Origin of the sequence: Dyadobacter alkalitolerans DSM 23607, assembly GCF_000428845.1 — a bacterium.
GTDB classification, from domain to species: domain Bacteria; phylum Bacteroidota; class Bacteroidia; order Cytophagales; family Spirosomataceae; genus Dyadobacter; species Dyadobacter alkalitolerans.
In genome coordinates this window covers 77,778-102,756 of record NZ_AUAS01000017.1, presented here as the reverse complement: position 1 = coordinate 102,756, position 24,979 = coordinate 77,778, and the positions used below count along the sequence as shown (strand labels likewise).

Sequence of the window (24,979 nt, the reverse complement as noted above, 5' to 3'; positions counted from 1 at the left end):
CGAAAAAGTCGCAAGTTTTTTAAATATCTTTCACTCTTCTGATCGCATTAATTAAAATAAAAACGATGAAAAAGGCGCTGATCGCTTTATATATCGCGGGATTTGGAATTGGCCCGCTGACAATTTCTTTTGCCCAGGATCTTTCCACCCAAAAAGTCCCGCTTGATCCGGGTGTGCGGACCGGGAAACTTAAAAACGGCCTGACTTACTATATCAGAAAGAATGCTGAGCCTAAAAATCGTGCAGAATTACGACTTGCCGTAAAGGCGGGATCGGTCCTGGAAACGGATGCGCAACAAGGATTAGCGCATTTCATGGAGCATATGAACTTCAACGGAACAACCAATTTCCCAAAAAATGAGCTGGTTAACTTCCTTCAAAAGACCGGTGTGCGCTTCGGGGCAGATTTGAATGCTTATACGGGTTTCGACGAAACTGTTTATATGCTGCCCATCCCTACTGATTCGGCTGGATTGCTGGACAAAGGCCTTCAAGTGCTGGAAGACTGGGCGCACGGCGCCTTGCTGGATCCTGCGGAAATTGAAAAAGAGCGGGGCGTTGTGCTGGAAGAATCGAGAATGGGACGCGGTGCGCAACAGCGTATGCGGGATAAATTCTTGAAAGTAATCCTTAATAATTCGCGCTATGCGGAGCGGCTGCCGATTGGAAAAGACAGCATTCTTAAAAGCTTCAAACCGGAGACAATTACAGCATTCTACAAGGATTGGTATCGCCCTGACCTGATGGCCGTTATAGCTGTCGGTGATTTTGATGTGGATAAAGTGGAAGCTACGATCAAGCAGAAATTCGGTTCAATGACTGCGCCCGTCAATGTTAAGAAACGGACAAAATATACCATCCCACTTGATGGATCAACACAGGTGGCCATCGTGACAGATCCGGAATATCCGCAGAATCTGATTCAGCTTATCTACAAGCAGCCCAACAGCAAAGAGAAAACATTGAAAAATGTGCGGGACAACTTCGCGCAGGGATTGTATAATTCAATGATGGCGCAACGCATGCAGGAGCTTACCCAAAAAGCGAATCCGCCTTTTTTGTACGGAGACAGCCAGTATGGCGACTTCCTGGGTGACCTGGATTCTTATACTTCGATAGCATTGGCCAAAGATGCGGCTTCGATGAAAATTGCATTGACCGCATTACTTGAAGAAAATGCGCGTGTGCAGAAATTTGGCTTCACACAGCCGGAATTGGATCGGGCAAAAAAAGATTTTTACAACTCCATTGAGCAGTATTATAAAGAACGGGATAAGACCAAATCGGCAAATCATGTTCAGGAATATCTGGACCATTTTCTGCACGAGGAGCCTTATATGAGCGCAGAGGCTTATTTTGAATTTGTAAAAAAGCATTTGGAAGGCGTCTCACTGATGGAAATTAATGCGCTTGCCAAAAAATACATTACAGACAAAAACAGGGCCGTAGTGGTCATGGGGCCCGAAAAGAGTAAAGACGAACTGCCTAAGGAAGCCGAAATCCGGACGCTGTTGCTTGAAGCAGGCAAAGATGTGACCGCCTATGTGGATGACGTTGTTGACTCTCCCCTTTTGCCTGCCGAACCAAAACCTGGGAAGGTGACCAGCGAAAAGCAATTGGATAAATTGGGCGTTACCGAGCTTGCATTGTCAAACGGTGTAAAGATTTTACTGAAACCGACAGATTTTAAAAATGATGAAATCCTGATCAAAGCAACAGGAAAAGGGGGTTATTCGCTATTTCCTGAGGAACGTGAAACGGGTATTTTCGCCAGTTATCTGGTTCAATCTGGCGGTGTAGGGCCTTATAATCAAACGCAACTGCAAAAATTCCTGGCTGGAAAAACGGCCAGTGCCGGGCCTTACCTGAGCGAGCTGACCGAGGGAATGGGCGGCAGCACTAATCCGAAAGATCTGGAAACGACATTGCAGCTGATATATGCCTACTTCACAGCACCCAGGAAAGATGCGGACGTAATAACCGGGATATTGGAAAACCAAAAGGCCTATCTCGAAAACATGCAGAAAACGCTTACGCCTGAGAAGGTTTATTCCGATTCCCTGAATGGCGTCCTGACCAGCTATGACCCGAAACGCAGGCCATTGAAGCCGGAGAGCATTGATAAGGTGAATTTGGATCGTGCGGTGGAAATGTACAAAGACCGCTTTGCAGATGCATCCGATTTCGTATTTACGTTCGTAGGTGCATTCAAGCCGGAAGAAATTAAGCCGCTGCTCGAAAAATACATTGGCGGGTTGCCTTCAACCGATCGCGATGATACATTCAAACACCCCAACATTTTCCCTCCGAAAGGGACCATTGACAAAACGATTTACAAGGGTTTAGAGCCTAAAAGCCGTGTTACATTGATTTCCAGTGGTGAATTTGAATATAGCCCTGAAAACAATATGCAGATCGAAGCATTACAGGAGGTGCTGCAAATCAAGCTCATAGAGGCATTACGCGAAGAAGAAAGTGGCGTGTATGGTGTAAGTGTTTCAGAAAGCACTGACAAATTCCCGTCAGGACATTATCGGTTCAGCATTGGTTTTGGATGCGCGCCCGAGAATGTGGACAAGCTTGTGAAACGCGCGAGAGAGGAAGTGAACAAGGTGAAGCAGAACGGTGCAGATCCAAAAGACATTGAAAAATTTGTAGCCGAAACACAACGTAAAACGGAAACTGCCTTGAAAACCAACAACTTCTGGCTGGATTACCTGGATGATAACACATTCCTGGGCGACGATCTGAACGAGATCTTCACGCAGGACAAATTATTGAAATCCATCACCGTTGCCAGCACCAAAGCCGCGGCTGAAAAGTATTTTAATGACGACAACTTCATCAAGGTTGTGCTAATGCCTGAAAAGAAGTAACCCAATAAACTGACATCGAGGAAGATGCAGAACTTACTGCATCTTCCTCAGTCGGTAAAGCAGCTCCCCTAGCCCGTTAATCTGGATTTCATACATGGTGCTGAGCAACATTCCGAGCTTACCTGCCGGAAATCCCTGCCGCTGAAACCATTCCAGATATGAAACCGGCAGATCGGCGATCAATGTGTCCTTGTATTTCCCGAAAGGCATTTTGTATTTCAATAGCTCCTTCAAAATGGCCGGATCGGGCACTTGCATTTCTTCCATAAATAACGTTTTAAGATTCGTTTGCTACGCGAAGTTTTAAAATAAGGTTTGTTTTCATATCAAAAAGACCTTTTTCCAAACCCACAGGATAGGTGTGCGGATTCACAAATCGCTTGATGCCTTTGTGAAAGTTGGAAAGCTGTTCCTGAACGCGATCCCTCGTTTCATGAACGGAAGGCATTTTATAAACCAGATAACCTTTGGCAAAAATCGGCACCAGCAAGTTTTCAAAAAATGTGGTTTCTGAAAATGACCGGTTTCTTGTGAAATCATAAGGATCGACCATGGTTGCTTTGCCGGTTGACGGTGTTTCAATGTTAAAAATCATGTCGGACACAAATCCCTTGGTGTCCTTGAAACGGCGTACTTGCTGTATCCCCGGCGTAGAAACTTTGATAGCCTGCTCCGAAAGTTTTAATTTATAGTCCCATTCACCCGACTGCGAACGGATTGCAGCAAGCTTGTATACACCGCCCAATGCAGGCTGATCATAGGCCGTCACGAGTTTTGTGCCTATTCCCCAAACATTGATCTTTGCTCCCTGGATTTTCAAACTGTCCATAATGTGCTCGTCGAGATCATTGCTGGCCACAATGTTGGTTTTCTCAAACCCTGCATCATCCAGAAGTTTCCGCGCTCCAATACTTAAATATGCTAAATCGCCGGAATCAAGCCGGATTCCGCCCAAGTCATAACCACGCTCCCGAAGCTGATTGCCCACTTTGATCGCATGCCGGACACCATTGAGTGAGTCGTAGGTGTCCACGAGCAGCGTTACATTGTTGGGCATATATTGCGCATACGTTTCAAAAGACTCCAATTCATTATCAAACGACATAACCCAGCTGTGCGCGTGCGTGCCTTTTACAGGAATATCGTACAGTTTACCGGCCAGGACATTCGACGTCGCATCAAAACCACCGATGTAGGCGGCCCGGCTTGCCGTTACGCCACCGTCAGGACCTTGTGCCCGTCGCAAACCAAATTCAAGCAGCGAGTCCTCCTTCGCAACCAGGCGCATCCGGGCAGCTTTTGTGGCAATGAGCGATTGGAAATTTATGAGATTTAAAAGAGGAGTTTCCAGCAACTGACATTGTAAAATCGGCCCCTGGATGCGTAGAAGCGGCTCGTTTGGGAAGACAGCGGTTCCTTCGGGTATTGCGTCGATGCTGCACGCGAATTCCATGTTTTTAAGATAATCCAAAAAACCAGGCTCAAACAGTTTTTCGCCGTCATTCCCTGCAATGGAGCCGACATAAGCAAGATCCTCCTCGCTAAACCGATATTCACTCAGATAATCAATAACGCTGCTGAGTCCGCAGGCAATGGTGAAGCCGCCCTGAAACGGATGTTTTCTGAAATAAAGATTGAAAACCGCTTCCTGCTCGGCCTTTCCCGCTTTCCAATAGCCGTAAGCCATTGTAAGCTGATACAGATCAGTGAGTAAGCTTAGTGAAGTGTTATATAATTGATTAATCATCCCGCATTTTGACACAATATGAATCGACTAATTAACAAAATTCCAGACTAAATCTGATCCGCAAGTGATCTTTTGCACCATGGAAAGTCGTATATATTTGATAACGAAGATGTCTTGTTAACAAAAAATATGTTTCATGAGCGAATCGATAGACACGCAGATCCGGGCTGTTGCATTGAATATCAGGAAGATCAGGGAGTACAGGAATTACACACAGGAGTATCTGGCGATGAAGCTGGGCATTTCACAAAATGCATATAGTAAGATCGAATTGGGTTACACGCGCATTACGCTGGAACGTCTCATACAGATCTCACACATTCTGGACGTTGATACAGTCGATCTGCTAAGCTCAAACGCCGAAGACCTGGTGCGGCTGCACACTTCGAAATGATGTAACATTGCATGAAAGTAAAAAAGGGCTGTTTCATCGCGAAACAGCCCTTTTTTATGCCTTCTCTTAAATATCAGATTGCTTCCAGAATGCGCTCGATAGCAACCTGATAGCCAATCTTTTCTTTTAATTCGCTGATGGCAACGCGTTCCTGCTCCATTGTATCGCGGTGGCGGATCGTTACGGTGTCATCTTCCATAGTTTGATAATCTACCGCAATGCAGAACGGCGTTCCGATCAGATCCTGGCGGGTATAACGCTTGCCGATGGCCGCGCCGTCATCATAAGTGGTGCGGAAAGACGATTTCAGCGAGTTTGCAATCGCCTGCGCTTTTTCAGCCAACCCATCCTTTTTAACCAGCGGAAGCACCGCCACTTTGAATGGTGCCAGGGCAGGATGCAGCTTCAAATAAGTTCTTTCCTTCACATTATCGCCTTCTCCAACCGTCTCAACAGTATAAGCGTTGCAGAATGTGGCCAGGAAAAGCCTGTCCGCCCCTACCGAAGTTTCAACCACATACGGAATGTAATTTCCGTAAGGCTTACCATTTTCGTCCAGGTCCGAATCGAAATATTGTTGTTTCTTTTTCGACAATTCCTGGTGGTTTCTCAGGTCAAAATCTGTTCTTGAGTGGATCCCTTCCATTTCCCTGAAACCAAATGGGAACTGATATTCAATGTCGACAGCCGCGTTTGCATAATGCGCCAGTTTTTCGTGATCGTGGAATTTCAGTTTTTCCGCAGGCAAGCCAATCGCTTTGTGGAACTTCATCCTAGCCTCTTTCCAGCTTTCGTACCAGGCCATTTCGGTGCCGGGGCGGATGAAAAATTGCATTTCCATTTGTTCAAATTCCCGCATACGGAATGTAAACTGACGCGCAACGATCTCATTTCTAAAAGCTTTTCCAATTTGCGCAATCCCGAAAGGAATCTTCATCCGGCCGCTTTTCTGCACATTCAGAAAGTTGACAAATATTCCCTGAGCCGTTTCCGGACGCAGGTAAATCAGGTTCGATTCCTCGGCAACCGAGCCAACCTGTGTACTGAACATCAGGTTAAACTGACGCACTTCCGTCCAGTTGGCCGTTCCTGAAACCGGGCATTTGATATTTTCTGCAATGATCAGTTCGCGAACGCCGTTCAGATCTTCGGCACTCAGCAAACGGCCCATTTCAGCTAGCAAAGCCTGTCCTTTTTCAGCCTGGCCTTCCGCTTCATACTGTTCCGCTTTTCCTTCCAGCAGCTGATCCGCACGATAACGCTTTTTAGAATCCTTGTTATCGATCATCGGATCATTAAAACCATCCACGTGACCGGAAGCCTTCCAGGTCAGCGGATGCATAAATATAGCCGCATCAATGCCCACAATGTTGTCGTGCAGCTGCGTCATGGCTTTCCACCAAGCCGCTTTCAGGTTATTTTTTAACTCAACACCATTCTGACCGTAGTCATAAACAGCTTGCAATCCATCATATATTTCAGAAGAGGGAAACACAAAACCGTATTCTTTGGCATGCCCAACAATGTCTTGTAAAGAAGTAGCAGGTGCTTGGTTCATTCTATTTGGTTAAAAATCAATAAATAACAACAATTGAATCCACTAAAATCATCAATTGGGCAAAATTAGCGAATTTGCTGTCAATGCGGCAGGAAGGTTGGAAAATTTAGGGGTTCAAAGCGAAGGCCTTCCATTTGTTCTAACTCTATATATCGGTGTTTGCGATATTAGCAGGCTATCCAATTTGCTGCCTAAAGTTCCATGAATTTCAAGATCATCGAATGACCTTTTCGTCAACAAGGATTTTAAGCACATCGTCACTTACATTCGCAAATTGCCTTGACCAACCGCTCCCAGGATCTCCACATAATGTTAACAGCTCCAAGCCTGGCACATAATTTATAATGAACCTTCCATTTTTCTTTGATATTACTTCGTATGCCTCCCTGTCTTTTGCACTGTTCTGATAATGCGCATACAATTCAGGAATAGCCTGTCGTCTTTGTGCTGCTCTATCCCCTTCTTCTAGATAAATAGTTGATATCACAGGATCTATTCTATCACCGCATCCGGATAATAGCGCAGCCTGGCAGCTTTTCCTGCAAATAATTTCATAAGTTGTAACTGTTTAAATAGTGAAATATTATTTAAATGATTCTCGTCCCGCCCTTCCGACGCCAATCTCGGGGCCGGGCTTTTTGCTGCAAGATATTCGACATTTTTGAGAAATAACTTGGAATCCTCGCTCAATTACCTGGCGGTGGCTGCGAGTTTCCTATCGGTATTTTAAGAGCGCGTTGTACTTTTCGAAATTAGAAATGCTTTGTCCGAAAGTGAACAAGTTCTGGACGTGACCGTTTTGTAACATATTGACTTTGAGCCAATAAACTAAATGGCATGTTAATTTTATAAGCTGAAATGACATTAAGTTTTAGATCCTAACTAATAATAACTCATATCATGCTCCTTAATTACTTCAAAATTGCTCTTCGGAACTTTCGGAATCAAAGGCTGTTTAGCAGTCTGAATATATTTGGGCTCGCGATCGGCATGGCGGCGGTTTGGCTGATGGTTTTGTATGTTGCGGATGAGCTAAGCTATGATCATTTTCACGAAAAGGCCGACCGCATTTACCGGGTTACGCACGAAGCAAAATGGTCTACCGGCGGCTTCAAATTTGCGCCTACTTCGGCTCCGTATGCTCCTGCACTGCAAAACGATTATCCTGAAATTGAAAAGACGGCCAGAATCAGCACGGAAGGTGGCGGGACGATCACCTTTGCAGAAAAGAAGATCGAGGCTGGCAATATTTTCTTTACAGACCCTTCGATTTTTGGCATTTTCACTTATCCGATGCTCTACGGCGATCCAAAAACAGCATTGCAGGGTTCGCAAAAAATAGTCCTTACTAAAAAATTGGCAGAGAAATTGTTTGGCAATGCTTCCGATGCTTTGGGGAAGACGGTTTTGTTTTCAAATAATTATCCAAATACCGTTACCGGCGTGCTTGCCGACGTGCCAGCTAATTCACATTTGAATTTTCAAGCACTGCGCTCGCTTCCTGAGAATTACACCTCTGGCTGGCAGCAATCGAATCTTTACACTTATATATTATTGAAAAATGGCGTCGACGCTGCAAAATTTGAGCATAAACTCGACGGATTTTTTACAAAATACCTCAAAAGCGAGCTTGGAGATGTGCGGTACAAAATGTCGTTACAGCCACTGACTTCCATCCACTTACATTCCGACCTTGAATATGAGATCGGCGCAAACGGAAACATTAACACGATTTATATATTCTCTGTCGTCGCTGCGCTCATTCTCATCATTGCCTGCATTAATTACGTGAATCTTTACACGGCGCGCTCCATGAAACGGGTGCGTGAAGTGGGTGTGCGTAAGGCAGTTGGCTCGAAGCGCTCACAATTGGTTGCCCAATTCCTGACCGAATCATTTCTAATGACCCTTTCAGCAGGGATAATCGGTGTGTTATTGGTAAAGATTGCATTGCCTTTTTTTAATGAATTAGCGAATAAATCGTTGACAATGAGCTATGACAATGGTTGGTCAACGGCTTTGGCAGCATTGGCATTTGTAGTGATCATCGGCCTGGTCAGCGGCATTTACCCTGCCTTTATGCTGTCTGGATTTCGGCCGGTTATTGCTTTAAAAGGTCAGTTGGGCAGCCAGATCGGCGGTGCTCAGTTCCGTAAATCGCTGGTGGTTTTCCAATTTGCCGTAACCGTGATCATGATCGCTTGTTCCGGCATTGTATACCGACAATTGTATTATGTTAATCACAAAGACCTGGGTTTCAATAAAGATCAGGTTTTAACATTTCATATTGATAGAGAAGAAACCAGGAGCCAGATCAACGCGATTAAGCAGAAACTAAACCAGAGCCCGCTGATCGAAAGCGTTGCTGCTGCAAGCAATCCGTTAGGGAACAATGGGTTAAGTTCCGGCGGTTTGTTCATAGAAACTGAATCTGGTGAAATGCCAAGTTCGCCACAGGTAATCAAACGATTTTCGGCAGATGGCGATTTTGTTAAAACATTGGAAATTAAACTCTTGCAAGGCAGAAGGTTTCACGACAACTCCCCGGCTGACCAAACCAACGCACTGCTGGTGAATGAAGCTCTGGTAAAAAAACAAGGCTGGAATGATCCGGTAGGCAAAAGGATCAGATATTTTATTGATGAAAAAGGCACAACGAGGGAAGCAAAAGTGATTGGTGTGGTCGCCGATTTTCACACCTATTCTTTACAGCACAAAATTGAACCGCTGGCGATCCAGCTCCCTGCGGCATCGGACAAAGACAATGTTTACGTGCGTATCCAACGCGGGAAAACGCAGGAAGCGCTGGCTTACATCAGCAATGCTTACAAGCCTTTCGATCCCGAAGCAAAGCTTGATTTTCACTTTATCGACGAAAACTTTTCCAGACAATATCAGGCAGAACAAAAGCAGGGAAGCGTTTTGCTATCATTTGCAGTGCTGGCTGTTGTTATTGCTTGCCTGGGTTTGTTCGGGCTCGCAGCATTTGCCGCCGAGGCCAGAACCAAGGAAATCGGCGTCAGGAAAGTCCTGGGTGCCAGCGTGCAAAATGTCGTCTTGCTCCTATCGGGCGACTTCCTAAAATTGGTCATAATCGCCATCGCGATCAGCATTCCTGTGGCAGTGTATGCTATGAACGAATGGCTGAAAAGCTTTGAATATCAGGCCGGTTTATCATGGTGGGTGTTTGCGTCGGCTGGTTTTATCGCATTGGTCATTGCGCTGCTCACAGTGAGTTTCCAGGCGCTCCGGGCTGCGCTGGTTAATCCGGTTGAATCATTAAAAAGCGAATAACATCTGAATTAAGCGCTGGGCGGCAACGCTGGGCGGCAACCGCTGGGCAACAAATCGTTAAAAATAGTTAAACGGCAGCTCAGCGAAAATCAGCACTCGAAAATTTGGCTAGTTTTGGGAATGATCCAAAATTACTTCAAAATCGCCTGGCGCAACCTGCTCAAACGCAAGTTCTATTCACTGGTAATGATCTTCGGACTGTCGGTCGGGATGACATTTACATTCCTCATTATGAGCTTCGTATGGGGCGAAATGAGGGTCAACAGCGACTTGCGAAATGCGGACAATCAATACATTGTCCGCAGCAAATGGAAGAACCCGGATATGGGCATTGATATGGCGACGCTGGGTCCGCTTGGCGCAACGTTAAAAGCTGATTACCCGGGTTTGGTTGCGAATTTCTACCGTTACGATGGCATTACAGTTGCCGTTTCTAAAAACGATAAACATTTCCGTGAGGAGGTGCAGACGGGTGATTCAACATTGCTTGCCATGTATGGTTTTCCGCTGTTACACGGCGATGCCAAAACCGCATTGAACAGGAGCAATTCGGTGGCCATAACCGAGGGAAAAGCATTGAAATATTTTGGCAGAACAGATGTTTTGGGTGAAACATTAACCCTACACAATTTCATCGGCGGTAAGCAGGAATTCCAGGTCACTGCTGTTTTGAAAACGCTTGGTAATAATTCTGTGAACAATCTGTTGCCGAAGCCTGTGGAAATTTTTATTCCGCTAAGCAGCCTGGATGGCCGAAAGGGCGCCGAAGAAAATTGGGATTTCCCATACATGATCACATACATTGAGCTTCAAAACGGCATAACGTCAAAGGACCTTCAAAAGCCTATTGCTCAAACCCTTGCGACGCACGGATCTGCAAATACAAAGGCCAATCTGGAAATTTATCTTACGCCTCTCAAAGAATATTATCTTGACGCAAACAATGGATTAGTTCGGAAAATGATCTACACACTTTCCGGCGTGACGCTTTTTATTTTGCTAATGGCCATTGTCAATTTCGTCAACATTTCCATTGGTAAATCCTCCTCCCGATTAAAAGAAATTGGTGTTAGAAAAGTGCTGGGCAGCCAGAAAATGCAGTTAGTCGGTCAGTTTCTTGCTGAATCCGTTATTCTTGCATTACTAGCCATGCTCCTTTCGATTTTGTTTTACGAAGTCTCGCGCGAAGCGTTTTCGGTTATTTTGGGAAAACCATTGCCTTCTTCATTGGCATTGTTCCCCTATTCATTTGTTATGCCATTGTTTTGCGCATTCATAATTGGCTTATTGGCAGGCATTTACCCAGCTTTTATACTTTCAGGCATCTCTTCAATCGACTCCATGAAGGGCAAACTCAAATCGATCAGGGAAAATGTGCTGTTACGACGAGGGCTTGTTGCCTCGCAGTTTGTCATAGCCCTGTTTGTGTTTGCGGGCGCAGTGGTCATTGCTAAACAGGTCGATTATTTTTTCAACAAAAATCTGGGTTACAACAAGGAATCGCTCGTTTCCATTGCCGTTCCCCGCGATTGGACGCCCGAGGGATTAGCAAAAATGGAAGCCATCCGGGACCAGCTTTCGCAATTGAAGGAAGTAAGTAATGTGAGCCTGTCTTACGAAATTCCGAACGGGAATAACGGCGGGCACACCGGGCTATACCGGTCCGGCCAGGATTCAACACAGGCCATTCATACCCAATTCGTAAGCACAGACGAAAAATACGCCGACACTTACCAGATCAAAATTCTTGCTGGAAAGTTTTTTAATGCCAAACAGGGTGCATTTCAGGCCAACCGGATTGTGCTGAACCAGACTGCTGCAAAAGCGCTCGGTTTCGCAAATCCCCAAGACGCGGTTGGCCAGCAGGTAAGGGTTCATAATGTGCCTGCCATACTGACTGTTGACGGCGTCTCCGCAGATTTCAATTTCGCATCTATGCATCAGGTTATCAAGCCATTGGGATTTTTTCACGTAAAAGAAGGAAACGCGTTCCGCTTCCTCACATTCCGCCTCAACCCGGCTAATTTGGGTGAATCCATGGCTGTTATTGAAAACAAATGGCGGGAGCTGATGCCCGATGCGCCGTTTGAATATGCATTCATGGACGACACGCTTCAAAAACTGTATCAATCCGAAATGCAGCTGAAAAAGGCATCGCAAATAGCGACCATTCTCTCCGTAGTGATTGTTTTACTCGGCATCCTCGGCATGGTTTCACTCAACGTCGCCCGCCGGACACGTGAACTGGGCATCCGCAAAGTCCTGGGCGCCTCGGAAATAGGCATTATCATGCTTTTTGTCAAAGAATTCCTGCTGGTAATGGCATTAGCCATGCTCATCTCCTTCCCCCTGGCATTCCTGACAATGAAAAGCTGGCTGGAAACCTACGCCTACCGCATCCAGGTCGGCTGGGAACCGTTCGCCCTGGTCGGAACCGGATTTTGTCTAATAATCATCCTGCTAGTCTGCCTCCAAACCACAAAAGCAGCATTAATGAATCCGGTAAAGAGCCTGCGGAGTGAGTGATGCGGGTTGGGGATTATCATCCGAAAGCATCTTATGATAATCCTGAGTTGAGTATTTTTTTTTGTCTAAAACTTCTTTCAATTCTTTTTGCAATCCCTGATCAAAATAATCCATCAACATCTTCCGAACTTCAAGTTCCTCTGACTCACTAATGCCCTGTTCGAAAAGCCTTAATAAGCTAATCTGCATATCATTAAGCTTGCTACTCCCACGAAATTGTTCCGATGTTGACACCATTTCCATCCTGATTTTACCAATGCAATTTACTAAATATCGCGATTTAAACTAACTCAACCGCACTGAAAACAGATCCTTGGACCGCATGTAAATGTAGCTGACGACGATGATGGTGAGGATGCCGCCGGCCATGACAGATGGGACTGTGCCGAATGCTTTGGCCATAACTCCCGATTCGAATGCGCCGAGTTCGTTGGAGGAGCTTACGAAAATACCGTTTACTGCGGCCACGCGCCCGCGCATTTCGTCAGGAGGATAAATGAGCAGGATTGTTTGTCTGACGATTACACTTACGCTGTCGAAGACTCCGGTGGCGAACAAGGCGGCGCAGGATAACATGAAATTAGTTGATAAGGAAAAAATAATGGTGCAAACCCCAAAACCAGCCACGGCAATAAGCATATTTCGCCAGGCATTGTGCGTGGGCGGATAGTAAGCCATGGCAAACATTGTGAGCAGCGAGCCAATGGAAGGAGCTGCCCTGAGCAATCCCAACCCTTGCGGCCCGACTTTCAAAATATCCTCTGCAAAAACGGGCAAAATAGCCACCACACCGCCAAAAAGCACCGAAAACAGATCCAGCGAAATCGCATATAGCACAATCCTGGTGCGGAAAACAAACCTGAAACCTTCTTTCATACTCTCTATAATCGGCGTAACAATTTTCGGAAATTCGGGGCGTGTTTTGATCATCCCTAACAAAATCCAGCAGACCACGAAGTTGCCGATCACAATTAATAATGTGTTCGTAAGGCCCATGTAAGCGTAAAGAAAACCGGCTATGGCCGGACCGGTGATGGATCCCGCCTGTGAAAATGAGCTGCTCCAGGTGGATGAATTGTGATAGATTACCCGGGGCACAAGAAATGGTTTCAGCGAGCTGGAAGCCGGTGAGTAAAAGCCTTTTGCAAAGCCTATTAAAGCAAAAACAGCATATATGACGATCAAATGCTGCGTCTCTGAAAGCCTGTCATAAATAAATGGTTGAAAGGCCATATAAAGGATCACAGAACCCAGCAGAATCACCACCAGGCTAATGTGCATAATCGTAATTTTATTCTTCTGATCAGCCACATAACCGCCAAAAATGGATGTTATTACAAAAGGGATTACCTGCGCGAGCCCGATTAATCCGAGTGCCAGCGGATCATGGGTGAGCTTATAAAGTTCGTACGCGACAATGACTTCCTGGATTAGGATGGACGCCGAAAAGAGAAATGAATTGGATATGAAAAACCGGAAATCGGAATACCGGAGCGCTGCGTAGGGATCTTGGGAGGATACTGTTTTCAATTCGTTGATTAGGTGTTCATTTTTGGTAACACGAATCTTTTACATTTCGTTTACAATGTTTTACAGGCCTTTTACGGCGTCTCTTTCAGGTTGCCCTACATTTGATTTAATCAAAAAACAGCTAACCTTTTAAGTCAAATGTTATGAAAAATAGTCTCTGGAAAATCGTGGCAGCGCTGACCGTCGTGTTTTCGCTTCCGCCCTCTGTTGCGTTGCCCAAGGAAACGGTGGATGGTTTTTACTGGAACCCGGTTCTGCTGAATGGCCGCTCGGCAAGTCCTTCGCAACTGGCTGCCGCAAGTTCAGGCAAATTGTCGCTCGTAAAGTTTGATCCTCAGTCCAGCCGGATTACCAAAGTGCCATTCATTATTTACCTGAAAAGAGGCGGAAAGATTATCAATGGTGATGCATATGCGCACAATTATGCCGTTCTGGAAGGTGATATTTATGAAGTTCTGAAACCCGCGCAAGCCGGCGATCAGCTGATCATTGATCCCGTAGATAAAGAGGGTCAGATCGGTCGCCGAGTGATCACCGTGCGCAGCAGCCAGTTAACACCTCAATTCAAATGGTTTGGTTTTAACAAAAAAGGCGATGGCTGCTGATTTGTGATGGATTATGTTAAATTTGTTTATCCTCTTTGATCCCCTTTCAATGCAACCGATCCGATTTGCCTCAGTCCCGAATTGCATGGATTTCAGGAAAATTGTTTTCCTGGTGCTGTTCGTTGGATTATGCCTTTCGGGAAATGAGGTTTTCGCAAATAATGAGCAATTCCGGTTTGCTGAAAAAGCCAATCTTGCCCTTCGGCGCACTGCACATTTGCTGTTACTAAAAAACGGCGATTCGCTGTCAACCATTCCGCCCGTCAAGCAAACTGACCCGAACACCTTCTCGATCCGGATGGAGCATTTATTTGATTATGAAGAGCTTCCGGTGTTACTGAATCAGTCGCTTGAAATGCAGAACATCAGTCGCGGCTATAATGTAATGGTGCTGAATTGTGCGGACGGAGGAGTCCAGCTCGGCTATAACTTTCTTGAACTTAACCAAAAAGACGGCGTTGCCTGCGGTGGCAGAAGGCAGGAAAAAGGCTGTTACCAACTACAAATCAGCTTTATCCCTGAAAACAATGAGACTAAAACCGCAAGCGGAAACTGGTGGCTGCTGCCGTTTGGAAGCGCGCTGGCGGGTCTGGGTTTTATGGTTTGGAACAAAACCAGGCTTAAAAAGGATTTGACGCCCATTCCACCGGCTGCCACTATTACTATTGACACGCGGACACGCCTCGGCGCTTCGCTTTTTGATATTAGTAATCAAATATTGATTTCCGGCGACGCCACGCACCAACTTACATTCCGGGAAGCAAAACTGCTCGCATTGTTTGCCAAAAACCCGAATCAGGTCCTGGATCGCGACTTTATTCTCAAATCTGTTTGGGAAGATGAAGGCGTGATCGTTGGCCGCAGTGTGGATGTGTTCGTTTCCCGGCTTCGCAAAATGCTCGCCAGCGATCCAGCTGTGAAGATTACCGCCATCCACGGTGTTGGATACAAAATGGAGATCTTTTCCTAAAACTTTTAGTCATTTTGAATGGGCTTAATAAGCCTTTTTGTCCCTTTTAAACGCTTCATTTCGCATCGTCCGATACCGTACACATTTGTACGATTTCGGACGGTTCGGCTTTATAATCAAAAATGAAACTTCTTACTATCAATGAGTTAACCTTTTGGCAAGCCTTTTTTTAATAGGACTGGCATAAGAGACGGAGGTATATGCATTTGTTTTTAAATGTGCTTGTCTGTAATTATACCAAAAATCTCAAACCCAACATTTTTTATGATTAAGTTAGAAAAGATATCCAAATATTACCCGGCAGGTTTTGGCAAAACGTATGTGTTGCGCCACATTGATTTACACATTAAAGAAGGTGAGTTTGTATCGATCATGGGACCTTCCGGTTCCGGTAAATCGACATTACTGCATATTTTAGGATTACTCGAAGAACCTTCCGAAGGCGAATATCTTTTCCTGGACGAACCCGTTCAGAAATTGTCTGAGAAAAAGAGAACTGAACTGCACCGTCACCACATTGGATTTGTTTTCCAGGCTTATCACCTCATCGACGAACTGACTGTTTATGAGAACATTGAAACACCACTACTTTACAAAGGAACGTCCGGATCGGAGCGTAAAAGCAGGGTTGCAGAATTGCTCGATCGCTTCAATATGGTTGCAAAAAAAGACCTTTTCCCGCACCAGCTTTCCGGTGGACAGCAGCAGCTGGTAGGCGTTGCGCGTGCGATTGTGCATAACCCGAAAGTGATTTTTGCAGACGAACCAACCGGGAACCTGCATTCTGAGCAATCAATCGAGATTATGGAATTATTTCAAAAACTTAACCAGGAAGATAAAGTTACCATCGTTCAGGTAACCCACTCGGAAGTCAATGCCGGTTATGGAAACCGGATTGTACGCTTAAAAGATGGGTGGTTAGCCTAGCATTATCTATTAGCCATGAAACATTTAATTTTACTTTTATGCCTTTTACCGGTTTTCGGGAAAGCGCAATCTACGCTCAGCCTCGCTGAATGTGTGGATCTGTTGATCAAAAACAACCTTACCTACAAACAAGGAAGCCTTCAAGCGGAAGCTGCTCAGGCTCAATTGCGCCAAACGCGGTCGCAGATCCTGCCGCAGATTTCAATCACGGCGGATCAGAGCTTGAATATCGGTCGCAGCATTGACCAATATACCAATACGTATATAGACCAGGTTTATGGTTATAATGCGATCGGAACGGGTGTTAACATTCCCATTTTTCAGGGTTTTAAATTACAAAATCAAATCCGCCAGGGAACACTGCTTAAAGAATCGGCAGTAGAGAACCGGACCGCCGTTTTGAATGCGCAAACCGTTCTTTTAATGCAGGGTTATGTGAATGTTTTGGCAACCAATGCATTGCTGGACGCTGCTAACCAGCAAGTTGAATCATCGGCTCAGCAAGTTGACCGGGTAAGCAAGCAAGTAGATGCCGGAATTATTGGATCCAACCTCTTATTTGAGATCAAAGCGCAGCTTGCCAATGACAAATTTGCCCAGGTTACGGCGCTTAATAATTACCGCACAGCCCGTCTCGCATTGTTTCAGCGGATCAACATCAGCCCCGACGATAAAGTCCAATTCGAGGCATTGACCCCGAAAGAAACTATTCCACAAGCCGATAATGCGACTGCCATTTATGAAGATGCGCAAAAGACCTTTCCGGAACTCCGGAGTGCCGAGTTGTACCGCCAAAGCTTTGCATATCAGGTCAAAAGTATCAAGGCAGACAATTACCCATCGCTGAGTCTTGGCGCTAACATGCGGGCTTTTTATGCTTCTACAAATGCCAATCTTGATTATTTCAAACAATTGAACGCCACCCGTAACGGCTCCATTGGCGTGAGCCTGAACATCCCGATCATGGGTCGCTGGGTAACCCGTCCCCGTGTTGAGTATGCAAAAGTGCAGGAGCGTCTGGCGCAAAACACATTGGATGTAACCAATCAGCAACTCAGACAAGCCATTGAACTCGCCGTGCTGAACCTGAACGCCATGGCCGATAAATATGCCGCAGCAACCGGGCAAGTGGAATCCTTGACCGCCAGCTTTGCAGTGGTAGAAAGTAAGTTAAATGCAGGGATTGCCAACATCTTCGAGTATTCACTTGCGAAGGCCAATCTTGCCAAAGCACAGGCCAATGCAATCCAGGCAAAATATGATTATGTCATGCAGCAGAGATTATTGCAATACTATCGCCAGGGAAACTGGACGGGCGTATTTTAAGATATAAAAGAATGTTAGGTTAAATTTGGTATCGGTAATTTTTAAGAGGCAGTGACATTCTCACTGCCTCTTTTTTTTGTACTATTTGCTTAAATTAAGTTAAATAACTAATTGGTTACATAAACATTATTATCTTGCTCCAACTAACTAAAACATCAGCTATGAGAAAACTTATCCTCTTCTCGTCCCTCGGCATTTTATGCCTGGTTGGCGAGGTCCGGGCGCAACTTCCGAAAGGCACCCGATATTGGGGCGCCACCATCACTTCCAACGGAGAAGCCACCACCCAGAAATCCGATGATGCTTACAAATCAGATGCAAAACTCGCAAACATTTATCCGTCCCTGAGGACCGGGTGGGTTTTCAAAGAGAATACAATGTTCGGCATTGGCCTGAGTCCGTCTATCAGCCTGTCCAGGACGAAAAACGATTTCTCCGGAACCGAAAGCAAATATAAATACGACGGACTGGCCGTGAATCTGACTCCTTATCTCAGAAAGTACAAATCATTGAGTCCTAAATGGTTGCTATATGTTCATTCGGGAGTAAACCTGAGTTATGTTAGAACCAAAAATGCCGGTGACGAAGAATCCAGGATTAAAAATGGCTATGGTGCGGGAATCAACATTGTACCCGGCGTTGCGTATCGGCTGACGCCGCGTTTCTGGATTGAATCGGACGTGAGTGTTTTTAATCTTAACCTTTCGTACGTGAACTTCAACGATAGCAACAACATTAACTTTGATACGGGGTTAAGGTCTGAAATTCAGCAGTATTTCACGTTGAGGGCTGCATGGTATATCCAAAAATCTAACTAACCGACGCCATGAAAAAGCATATTTTAATCATATTGTTGCTGCAAACTTGCCTCGCAACGGCAGCAATGGCCCAGCTTGAAGGAAGGCGGTTCCTGTCAGGCGGCGTAGGCGTGAATTTCACGAATAACAATCCCGATTTAACCGAAGCCACAAATAACTATAGCGGAAATGTTAACATTGGCGTGGGAAAATTCATTACGCAGAATAAAGCAGTGGGCTGGAACCTGACGGGTTATCTCGGCGGAGCCAAGACCTTACGCTATGTCAACGGTCAAAATGAGTCCCAGAGCGGGATCAATCAATATGGAATCGGTGTGGGGCGGTTCTGGCAGTTTTATAAGCATTTCAACGAAAAAATCGGCATCTATGCCGGCCCGAATGTAGGCGCCAACTACAAATACACAAAGGAACGGATCACCGAACAGGACGATGTCAATGACCGAAAAACCCATGAGACAACGCTAGCATTAGGTGTGGGAGCTGGCGTATATTACAGGTTGTCGGAAAGATGGTGGCTGGATGCGAGTCTTGGATTTGCCACTCCGTTTTCGGTGGGCTACACCAAAATCAACAATGATTATATCGGATCCAATACGAGCTCAACATCAAATCGATTCACTTATAACCTGTCGCCATCCTTCACCTTCCCTAGCGTCGGACTGGGGCTGCGTTATTTTTTAGCTAATTAAAAAGCTGCCTGATTTCTAATTTTTAAGACTTTTTACATTAAAAACCCTGTGGATATGCCTTCTTTGGTATATCCATTTTTTATATCAATGAAAAAATATTCCCTGTTTCTCATTCTCGTTTGGCTGAGCGCTTGTCACAAACCCAACACTGCTAATTTAGCAGAACCCTGGCAGCCCGATTATGACGTAAAAAGATCTGAGTCGTCGATTGAAGCATATGAGAAGAAGGACGCCATAAAAATGCCTGCGCCCGGCGGGATCGTTTTTACCGGAAGCTCGTCATTTACCAAGTGGCAAAATGCAGCCGAAGACCTTGCACCGCTGCCGATTATCAACCGCGGTTTTGGCGGATCGACATTCCCTGAGGTAATCTATTATGCGCCGCGCAATGTATTAAAATACAACCCTAAAACAATTGTGACCTATTGCGAGAACGATATGTTCGGCAAAAAACCTAAAACGCCTGAACAGGTCCGGGACGAATACGTTGCGTTTGTAAAACTCGTGCGCGGCAAACTGCCCGATGTGCAGCTATATTTTGTTTCACTAAAACCTTCTCCGTCCCGGTGGGCTAAAAAGGACGATGTGATCAAAGCCAATCGGTTGATCCAGGACTACATTAAAAAAGACAAAAAACACCATTATATAGATGTTTGGCCAGTAATGTTAAAAAACGGCAGGCCGGACGGGAGCATATTTGTCAGCGACAGCCTGCATATGAATGATGAGGGTTACCGCCGGTGGACCAAGGTTTTCAAGCCGATTCTTGAAAAGGCATTGTAGAGAAAATGTCTGGCCTGGCGGCTAAATCCAAAGATTTTAAAAGAACAGTAAGGGTATTGGTTTTAACGTAAAGTCACTATATTAACCGAAAAATACATTTCCGGGTAAAAAAGTGATATCGCATTCAAATAATGAAAGTAACAGCGGTTTTTGACATTGGCAGGACCAATAAGAAGTATGTACTTTTTGATGAAAAGTATCAGATTATAGATGAATTTTCAGAGTCACTTCCGGAGACAACGGACGAAGACGGGTTCCCGACCGAGAATATTGAACTGCTAACCAAGTGGGTGCAGGATCGCTGGACAGCTTTACTCGAAGATCCGAGATATGATATCAAGGCGGTAAACGTGGCCGCATATGGTGCCAGTCTGGTGCATCTGGATGCTTCCAACAAGCCGCTTACGCCATTATATTCCTATTTAAAGCCCTTTCCTGAGGATCTTTTAAAGCAATTTTACAGCAAATACGGCGACCCGACGCGGCTTTCCCTGCAAACGGGTTCTCCGGCAATGGGAATGTTAAATTCGGGCATGCAGCTTTACTGGCTCAAATACACTTACCCCGACATTTACAAGCAAATCGCTTCAACATTACATTTACCACAATACATTCTTTATCTGCTCACAGGCCGCAAAGTGAGCGATTACACTTCATTAGGCTGTCATACAGCACTCTGGAGTTTCGAAATGTGGGACTATCACGAGTGGGTTAAGGAAGAAGGAATTCACAAAAAGCTCGCGCCCGTTTTGGCGTCTTCTTCATTTATATACAGGCATAATGACAAGGGCATTCAGTCCGGATTTGGCTTGCATGATAGTTCTTCTGCGCTGATTCCTTACCGCATGGCTGTTAAGAAGCCCTTCGTGTTGCTATCAACCGGAACGTGGTGTATTAATTTCAATTCCTTCGCTTCCAAGCCGATGACTTCCTATCAGCTCGAACGTGATTGCATGAACTATCTGACGCCTGAGGGCAGCGGAGTGACGGCTTCACGCTTGTTCTTGGGCAGGGAGCACGATTATCAGGTTGCACGCATTGCGGAATATTTCCGCGTAGAGCCGGATTTTTACAAAACTGTTGCCTTTGATGAAGCAATCTTGAAACAAGATACGCCGCCTTTTTATACTGCTTGCATGGTCGGAAACGGACCTTCGCCTGAGCCTAGCCCACAGGACTGGCAGATCAGCGCATTTGCTTCAGCTGAAAGCGCCTATCATCATTTGATCAAAGGACTTACAGAGTTGCTGTTCAAATCACTTGATCTGGTCGGGATCAATGATGTGCAGGCGATCTATATTGACGGGGGTTTTGCAAGAAACGAGATTTTCACGAAGCTCATCGCGCGTAATTACCCGAATCACACCGTTTACGCGACGGATCTGCCATATGCCACGTCCCTGGGCGCTGCATTGCACGTGACAAGGCCGCAAACATTCGATTTTTCAAAAGAAATTTACGAGATAGAAGCACAATGATGCACTAACTGATCCTGCTCCAATTGGTCGCCTCCTTACCCATATGTTCAATATGCGCACGAATGGGTTGGTTTACAGGCTGGAGCAGGTCAGGATCTGCATTCAGGATTCCCTCTGCGGATATTCTCGCCGCTTTCAAAATTTCCCCGTCCTGGGCCAGGTTGGCAACCAAAAGATCCAGAAGCCCGCTTTGCTGCGTCCCGGATAAGTCCCCCGGCCCGCGTAACTGAAGATCCACTTCCGCAATTTCAAAACCATCATTCGTCCGGCACATTGTTTCAATGCGCAGCTTGGTTTCCTTGCTGATTTTATAATCGGTAATCAGAATGCAATAGGACTGTTCAGCGCCCCTTCCTACCCTGCCGCGCAACTGGTGCAATTGTGATAAACCAAATCTTTCGGCATTTTCAATGACCATTACGGATGCATTGGGCACATTGACGCCAACCTCAATCACCGTCGTGGCCACCATGATCTTTGTCTCCCCACGCACAAACCGCGCCATTTCATAGTCTTTATCGGCGGATTTCATCTTTCCGTGCAGAATGCTGAGCGGCACGTCAGGAAATGCCCTCGAAACGCTTTCATAGCCATCCATAAGGTCTTTCAAATCCATTTTTTCGGATTCTTCAATTAATGGATAAACCATATAGATCTGCCTTCCTTTTGCAATTTCATCTTTCAGAAAACCAAAAACAGATAACCGGTGCGCATCATAGCGGTGAACGGTCTTGATCGGTTTCCGTCCAGCCGGGAGTTCATTAATGGCTGAGATGTCAAGATCGCCGTATAATGTCATCGCTAATGTCCGGGGAATGGGCGTTGCGGTCATCACGAGCATATGCGGGTTAATGCGGCTGTTCTTGGCCCATAACTTCGCACGCTGTGCCACACCGAAACGGTGTTGCTCATCGATAATGCACAATCCCAGGTTCTTAAACTGCACAATGTCTTCAATGAGGGCGTGCGTGCCCACGATAATGTGCATCGAGCCGTCCAGCAATTGCTTGTGAATCAGCTCCCTTTCCTTCTTTTTGGTTGAGCCGGTGAGCTTACAAATATTGACACCCAGCGCGTCAGCGAATTTCTTTAAGCCCTGATAATGTTGATCTGCCAGAATTTCCGTCGGCGCCATTAGGCACGCCTGAGCATCATTATCCAGCGCGAAAAGCATGGAAATGAATGCGACAATGGTCTTACCGGAACCCACATCGCCCTGCAAAAGGCGATTCATTTGTCTGCCGGTTTTCAGGTCCTCATGAATTTCTGCCAGAACCCTGATCTGCGCATTGGTTAATGTAAAAGGCAAATGGTTTTCATAAAACCGCTTTACAAGGTTGGTATGGCCGAAAATCATCCCGGGATATTCCGTTTTGTGCAGCAGCTTGTTTTTGATCAACCGAAATTGATTGTAAAAAAGCTCCTCGAATTTCAGTCTCCTCTGGGCCTGATGCAGCCACTGTGCATTTTGCGGCAGGTGAAAGTTCCAAAGCGCATCAGCCTTTGAAACCAATCTGTATTTCTGAACGAGCGTTTCGGGAAGCGTTTCACGGATGTGCGACCTGGAAACTTCCAGCAGCGATTTCATCATCCGGCTTATTGTCCGGCTGTCGACGAATTTTCTGCGAAGCTTTTCGGTAAGCGGATAAATGGGCTGCCAGAAACCGCCGCTTTCGTTTTCCGGCGTGATCAGGTCGAGCTCCGGATGGGTGATGCTCCATCTGCCGCCAAATGCAACGGGTTTTCCAAAAACAATATATTCCGTATTCGGGCGAAGATTCTTTTCGTACCAGGCAATGCTTTGAAACCAAACGAGTTCCAGTATTCCCGTGCCGTCCGTAAAGTATGCTACGAGCCGCTTTTTGTTTCCTTCGCCGGTAAGGGTCCACTCGCGGAGCCTGCCCTTGATTTGTGCAGCCGGAAGCTGATCATTCAGGTTTTTGATCTGATGAAAAACGGTCCTGTCCTCATGTCGGAAGGGATAATGCTGGATGAGGTCACCAAACGTAAAAATGCCAAGTTCCTGATTCAGGAGAGCCGCTTTTAGCGGGCCTACACCTTTCAAAAACTCGATTTTTGTATCAAAGAAGCGCGTTCTTACTGTTTGGTTTGCATCAGAAGTCATTATTCAAATATAGCTCGAATTCGTAAAAAACAAAGATCAGGGCTTCGGGATATGTTAATCAAAGTTAATGTGCCCGTTTCGCAACAGTTTTTGCACTACGTGGTTTGGTTCACAACTTTTGAATGGCGTATTTCGTTGGATTATTAATTTTTATCCACCTAAAATCAATTTTAATCATTTATGAAAACCACATTTTTAACGCTTTTCCTGACATTAGTTTCATTGACATGGGCAGCTGCACAAAGTCCGAGAGTGACAACTGACGGCCCTAATGTCAGCATTGCTTACGGCCAGCCTTCGAAAAAAGGAAGGGTCCTTTTTGGAAAAGAGGGAAGTGAAAGTTTGGAAAAATATGGCAAAGTATGGAGAACCGGCGCAAATGCTTCTACTGAAATCACTTTCAAAAAAGACGGCATGTTTGGCGGCAAAGCTGTGAAAGCTGGCACTTACAGCTTGTTCACAATTCCGGGAGAAAAAGAATGGTCTGTTATACTTAACAGCGTTCTGGGACAGTCTGGTGCTTACGACTATGAGAAAAATAAAGGCAAAGATCTATTGAAAGTGACTGTACCAAGCAAAACATATCCAACAGCGGAAGAAAAACTTACTTTCAAAGTAAGCGCAACTTCTCTTGATTTTCAATGGGATAAGTCAGGGTTTTCTGTTCCTTTGAAGTTTTAATGTTAATGTAAATGCTAACAAAAGCGGTGAACTTTCGATTGAAAGTTCACCGCTTTTGTTTAAAAACGTTCCATCACAAATCTGCTACCAATATTCAACAATATTAAGAGACCCTACATAATGAACTTGAATTTTTTTCGAGTCTATTTCTAGCAAAGCATCAATTTGTGTTGTAATTCCCAATTTTTTGATAGCTATTCGCCCATTTTTTATTTGGCTTCCTGATATACCGTCTAGAAATAGATCCTTTCCCTTCTCACCAAACAATAATGAAACATTATGAAAATGATCCACCTCAAAGGCTCTCAAATCTTTTGAGGGTTGATAATGGAATTCTCCATCCTTCAAAATCTTCGTGTTTCTAAAAGTAAGATAGCCGATTTGCAAAAATTGATCAGCATTATAAAAGGAAATATCAAATGAAGTTAGGTTTCCTATTTTGGAGAACCAAACAGATGCAGTATCAATTGGATAGTATTTGTCATCGACACGCAGATAATTTTCGGAAGGAATAGCAGGAACTTCAACAACAGGCTCATCCTTGATCAAGGGATTGTCATTCTTACATGCCAGAGCGGCGAACAACAGAAATAAAACGAAAGTCTGAACAAATGATATCTTTTTCATACCAAAATAATAAACGTGTAATGCA

The 24,979-nt window shown here is 45.2% G+C and carries 20 protein-coding genes; 13 read left to right on the top strand and 7 right to left on the bottom strand.

All coding sequences use genetic code 11. The features are described 5' to 3' along the window. Positions 1-65 precede the first annotated feature (65 nt). Entirely contained in the window at positions 66-2,876 is a 2,811-nt protein-coding gene (locus G395_RS0123735; RefSeq protein ID WP_026632348.1) for a M16 family metallopeptidase, read from the top strand. A gap of 33 nt (positions 2,877-2,909) precedes the next feature. On the opposite strand, the gene G395_RS0123730 is transcribed toward G395_RS0123735, so the two are convergent. Continuing rightward, positions 2,910-3,143 carry a DUF3820 family protein gene (locus tag G395_RS0123730; protein ID WP_026632347.1) on the bottom strand — a complete coding sequence of 78 codons (234 nt, stop codon included), beginning with the start codon at positions 3,141-3,143 and terminating at the stop codon, positions 2,910-2,912. Between the two features lie 10 nt (positions 3,144-3,153). Beyond that, complete coding sequence (locus G395_RS0123725; RefSeq protein ID WP_026632346.1) at positions 3,154-4,623, bottom strand: nicotinate phosphoribosyltransferase; 1,470 nt, start codon at positions 4,621-4,623, stop codon at positions 3,154-3,156. Between the two features lie 136 nt (positions 4,624-4,759). Between G395_RS0123725 and G395_RS0123720 the strand changes: the two genes are divergently transcribed. Then, the gene (locus G395_RS0123720) at positions 4,760-5,017 is read left to right on the top strand and encodes a helix-turn-helix domain-containing protein (RefSeq protein ID WP_026632345.1); all 258 of its coding nucleotides are present in this window, start codon (positions 4,760-4,762) and stop codon (positions 5,015-5,017) included. A 73-nt stretch (positions 5,018-5,090) separates the two neighbouring features. Here G395_RS0123720 and G395_RS0123715 read toward each other — a convergent pair whose 3' ends face one another. Continuing rightward, entirely contained in the window at positions 5,091-6,575 is a 1,485-nt protein-coding gene (locus G395_RS0123715; protein WP_026632344.1) for a glycine--tRNA ligase, read from the bottom strand. 900 nt (positions 6,576-7,475) lie between these two features. Between G395_RS0123715 and G395_RS0123700 the strand changes: the two genes are divergently transcribed. Next, positions 7,476-9,869: an ABC transporter permease gene (locus tag G395_RS0123700; protein WP_026632341.1), complete on the top strand. Its 2,394-nt coding sequence runs from the start codon at positions 7,476-7,478 to the stop codon at positions 9,867-9,869. A 120-nt stretch (positions 9,870-9,989) separates the two neighbouring features. Then, complete coding sequence (locus tag G395_RS0123695; protein WP_026632340.1) at positions 9,990-12,395, top strand: ABC transporter permease; 2,406 nt, start codon at positions 9,990-9,992, stop codon at positions 12,393-12,395. Here G395_RS0123695 and G395_RS0123690 read toward each other — a convergent pair. Continuing rightward, positions 12,360-12,638: a DUF8507 family protein gene (locus G395_RS0123690; protein ID WP_026632339.1), complete on the bottom strand. Its 279-nt coding sequence runs from the start codon at positions 12,636-12,638 to the stop codon at positions 12,360-12,362. The genes G395_RS0123695 and G395_RS0123690 overlap by 36 nt on opposite strands. A gap of 42 nt (positions 12,639-12,680) precedes the next feature. Next, entirely contained in the window at positions 12,681-13,925 is a 1,245-nt protein-coding gene (locus G395_RS0123685) for an MFS transporter (protein ID WP_026632338.1), read from the bottom strand. A 143-nt stretch (positions 13,926-14,068) separates the two neighbouring features. Here G395_RS0123685 and G395_RS0123680 point away from each other — a divergent pair, with 143 nt between their 5' ends. The 8 genes from G395_RS0123680 to G395_RS0123645 all read left to right on the top strand — a co-directional run bounded on the left by G395_RS0123680 (position 14,069) and on the right by G395_RS0123645 (position 21,521). Beyond that, a complete protein-coding gene (locus tag G395_RS0123680; RefSeq protein ID WP_026632337.1) occupies positions 14,069-14,530 on the top strand; it encodes a hypothetical protein in 462 nt (153 codons plus the stop codon). A gap of 85 nt (positions 14,531-14,615) precedes the next feature. Next, positions 14,616-15,500, top strand: a complete 885-nt coding sequence (locus tag G395_RS0123675; RefSeq protein ID WP_026632336.1) for a winged helix-turn-helix domain-containing protein — start codon at positions 14,616-14,618, stop codon at positions 15,498-15,500. A 264-nt stretch (positions 15,501-15,764) separates the two neighbouring features. Then, entirely contained in the window at positions 15,765-16,427 is a 663-nt protein-coding gene (locus tag G395_RS0123670) for an ABC transporter ATP-binding protein (protein ID WP_026632335.1), read from the top strand. Positions 16,428-16,442: 15 nt separating this feature from the next. Next, positions 16,443-17,753: a TolC family protein gene (locus tag G395_RS0123665; RefSeq protein WP_026632334.1), complete on the top strand. Its 1,311-nt coding sequence runs from the start codon at positions 16,443-16,445 to the stop codon at positions 17,751-17,753. A gap of 161 nt (positions 17,754-17,914) precedes the next feature. Beyond that, positions 17,915-18,571 (top strand): putative outer membrane beta-barrel protein, encoded by a 657-nt coding sequence (locus tag G395_RS0123660; RefSeq protein ID WP_026632333.1) that lies wholly within the window; start codon positions 17,915-17,917, stop codon positions 18,569-18,571. An 8-nt stretch (positions 18,572-18,579) separates the two neighbouring features. Next, positions 18,580-19,260, top strand: a complete 681-nt coding sequence (locus tag G395_RS0123655; protein WP_084439796.1) for an outer membrane beta-barrel protein — start codon at positions 18,580-18,582, stop codon at positions 19,258-19,260. An 87-nt stretch (positions 19,261-19,347) separates the two neighbouring features. Then, positions 19,348-20,043, top strand: coding sequence for a GDSL-type esterase/lipase family protein (locus G395_RS0123650; protein ID WP_026632331.1), 696 nt, complete (start codon positions 19,348-19,350; stop codon positions 20,041-20,043). 131 nt (positions 20,044-20,174) lie between these two features. Continuing rightward, on the top strand, positions 20,175-21,521 hold the full coding sequence (locus tag G395_RS0123645) for an FGGY-family carbohydrate kinase (protein ID WP_026632330.1): 1,347 nt from the start codon (positions 20,175-20,177) through the stop codon (positions 21,519-21,521). 4 nt (positions 21,522-21,525) lie between these two features. Here G395_RS0123645 and recG read toward each other — a convergent pair whose 3' ends face one another. After that, the gene (gene recG, locus G395_RS0123640) at positions 21,526-23,646 is read right to left on the bottom strand and encodes an ATP-dependent DNA helicase RecG (RefSeq protein WP_026632329.1); all 2,121 of its coding nucleotides are present in this window, start codon (positions 23,644-23,646) and stop codon (positions 21,526-21,528) included. Positions 23,647-23,826: 180 nt separating this feature from the next. Here recG and G395_RS0123635 point away from each other — a divergent pair, with 180 nt between their 5' ends. Beyond that, the gene (locus G395_RS0123635) at positions 23,827-24,327 is read left to right on the top strand and encodes a DUF2911 domain-containing protein (RefSeq protein WP_026632328.1); all 501 of its coding nucleotides are present in this window, start codon (positions 23,827-23,829) and stop codon (positions 24,325-24,327) included. 84 nt (positions 24,328-24,411) lie between these two features. On the opposite strand, the gene G395_RS0123630 is transcribed toward G395_RS0123635, so the two are convergent. Continuing rightward, entirely contained in the window at positions 24,412-24,954 is a 543-nt protein-coding gene (locus tag G395_RS0123630) for a hypothetical protein (RefSeq protein WP_026632327.1), read from the bottom strand. Positions 24,955-24,979 lie beyond the last annotated feature (25 nt).

Excerpts from the sequence above, each read along its gene's own strand:
- G395_RS0123735 (WP_026632348.1), top strand. The coding sequence starts at position 66 with ATGAAAAAGGCGCTGATCGCTTTATATATCGCGGGATTTGGAATTGGC.
- G395_RS0123730 (WP_026632347.1), bottom strand. The coding sequence starts at position 3,143 with ATGGAAGAAATGCAAGTGCCCGATCCGGCCATTTTGAAGGAGCTATTG.
- G395_RS0123725 (WP_026632346.1), bottom strand. The coding sequence starts at position 4,623 with ATGATTAATCAATTATATAACACTTCACTAAGCTTACTCACTGATCTG.
- G395_RS0123720 (WP_026632345.1), top strand. The coding sequence starts at position 4,760 with ATGAGCGAATCGATAGACACGCAGATCCGGGCTGTTGCATTGAATATC.
- G395_RS0123715 (WP_026632344.1), bottom strand. The coding sequence starts at position 6,575 with ATGAACCAAGCACCTGCTACTTCTTTACAAGACATTGTTGGGCATGCC.
- G395_RS0123700 (WP_026632341.1), top strand. The coding sequence starts at position 7,476 with ATGCTCCTTAATTACTTCAAAATTGCTCTTCGGAACTTTCGGAATCAA.
- G395_RS0123695 (WP_026632340.1), top strand. The coding sequence starts at position 9,990 with ATGATCCAAAATTACTTCAAAATCGCCTGGCGCAACCTGCTCAAACGC.
- G395_RS0123690 (WP_026632339.1), bottom strand. The coding sequence starts at position 12,638 with ATGGAAATGGTGTCAACATCGGAACAATTTCGTGGGAGTAGCAAGCTT.
- G395_RS0123680 (WP_026632337.1), top strand. The coding sequence starts at position 14,069 with ATGAAAAATAGTCTCTGGAAAATCGTGGCAGCGCTGACCGTCGTGTTT.
- G395_RS0123675 (WP_026632336.1), top strand. The coding sequence starts at position 14,616 with ATGGATTTCAGGAAAATTGTTTTCCTGGTGCTGTTCGTTGGATTATGC.
- G395_RS0123670 (WP_026632335.1), top strand. The coding sequence starts at position 15,765 with ATGATTAAGTTAGAAAAGATATCCAAATATTACCCGGCAGGTTTTGGC.
- G395_RS0123665 (WP_026632334.1), top strand. The coding sequence starts at position 16,443 with ATGAAACATTTAATTTTACTTTTATGCCTTTTACCGGTTTTCGGGAAA.
- G395_RS0123660 (WP_026632333.1), top strand. The coding sequence starts at position 17,915 with ATGAGAAAACTTATCCTCTTCTCGTCCCTCGGCATTTTATGCCTGGTT.
- G395_RS0123655 (WP_084439796.1), top strand. The coding sequence starts at position 18,580 with ATGAAAAAGCATATTTTAATCATATTGTTGCTGCAAACTTGCCTCGCA.
- G395_RS0123650 (WP_026632331.1), top strand. The coding sequence starts at position 19,348 with ATGAAAAAATATTCCCTGTTTCTCATTCTCGTTTGGCTGAGCGCTTGT.
- G395_RS0123645 (WP_026632330.1), top strand. The coding sequence starts at position 20,175 with ATGAAAGTAACAGCGGTTTTTGACATTGGCAGGACCAATAAGAAGTAT.
- recG (WP_026632329.1), bottom strand. The coding sequence starts at position 23,646 with ATGACTTCTGATGCAAACCAAACAGTAAGAACGCGCTTCTTTGATACA.
- G395_RS0123635 (WP_026632328.1), top strand. The coding sequence starts at position 23,827 with ATGAAAACCACATTTTTAACGCTTTTCCTGACATTAGTTTCATTGACA.
- G395_RS0123630 (WP_026632327.1), bottom strand. The coding sequence starts at position 24,954 with ATGAAAAAGATATCATTTGTTCAGACTTTCGTTTTATTTCTGTTGTTC.